Annotated in this window: 1 protein-coding gene; it reads right to left on the reverse strand. The window is 42.7% G+C overall.

Going from position 1 to position 1,439, the window contains the following annotated elements; genetic code table 11:
• Window positions 1-22: 22 nt before the first annotated feature.
• Window positions 23-1,291 (reverse strand): ISAs1 family transposase, encoded by a 1,269-nt coding sequence (locus MXE39_RS12850; RefSeq protein WP_247074213.1) that lies wholly within the window; start codon window positions 1,289-1,291, stop codon window positions 23-25.
• Between the last annotated feature and the right edge of the window lie 148 nt (window positions 1,292-1,439).

Consider the following 1,439-nt stretch of genomic DNA (forward strand, 5'->3'; position numbering starts at 1 on the left):
CAGGGCATACGCATGATACGTGCTAAGCGGCTTTTCTAAGCTCTAAAGCGGCAGCAATTATGCCTACTGCATTTAGCAGCTGAGCATCGTCAGCCAGACGCACAACGAGCCTTTTTATTGAGCTGTCGCTATAGTTCGTATCTGTTTTTAAGACATTAACAAAGTTAAGAGCTAACTTGTTAAAAGCGACACGGGTGGTTACCTGGTCCTTGTTAAGGGCAACCATCCTGTCCTGGCTAAAAGAGTTATCAAGATTGTAATGGAGCTTATTTTCTATACCCCAATGTTTACGAATCACATCCATACCAAGCAGGGCTGTCTCCATGTCTTTAAAAGGAACAGAGCTGATGAAGTACCTGATTTGTGGCTTTCTGCTTATGCCCGTCTTGATGATCTTACTCTCAGTTCTGGCAACAAAGATTGTATTCACTGAAGGCCAGTTTTCTGCCACTTTTTTCACATGGCAAGCTGGAAATGCCATGATAGAGCGGGTTTCCTCTCTGCCATGTGCTATTTCCGTAGGACCTGTATACTTGACAGAAACGCTTTCCATAAGCTCTTCGTTATTGGCGGCTGCCTTAAGGCTGTCATACAGCGATCTCCTGTTAGCTTTTACTGCCATGCAGAAGTGACCGCCCATAGACTCTATAGCACTGATAATATCCTTGGTGGTATTCAGGGCATCGCAGGTAACAATAGCGTTATCAAGTGAGTTTCTGCTGACAAGTCTTAAGGAGGCCTTATTTTCATTTTCCTTATCGAAGATTTTCTCATGGTCAACGCAAACAGCTCTGTCACAGTCAAAAAGTGATACAAGATAGAACTGCCTGAAGCCGAGCTTCTCTTTCGGGATAGAAACCCCGTTAATCAGCCCATACATAAGCGATCTTGGAGCCTGTCCATCAAGAGCTAAAACACGATAACAGTTTTGTGAATGCTTCTCCATCTCTGGCATCTTTGTAAGAGCAGACATATACAGGTATCTTAGAGCTGGCTGCAGGTCCACACTGTTGTACAGTCTTGTTATCGTGTCATGTGAAGGGCTTGTGTCAGGCCATGCGTTGAAGACTGCTTTAAACAGATGGTGTTTATCATAAGCAAAGTCAGCAACCTCAACTGCACTTGTTCTGCCGCATATATGAGCAAGCAGAACAACCACCAATAGTTCATAGAACGGGAATTTAACCTTTCTACGTTGTCTGTAGTCAGTGATTCCAGACTCGATAAAAAGATTAACCAGAGCATGAAAGCTCATGACTTGGCTGATATTCAGGTAGTACGGAATCATCATAGTAAAAACTCCCAGGCAAATTTTTTACTATGTGATCAAAATCTCGTTTTTAAGTGAATCTAAATTGTTAAAAAGTGATCCTGGTATCACATTTTATTTTCCGAATTTGATCCTTGGATCAAATTTCACGCTTTGTGCGTAGCCCCTG

The sequence above is a fragment of the Anaerobiospirillum sp. NML120511 genome, from assembly GCF_023050955.1.
Taxonomy (GTDB): domain Bacteria; phylum Pseudomonadota; class Gammaproteobacteria; order Enterobacterales; family Succinivibrionaceae; genus Anaerobiospirillum.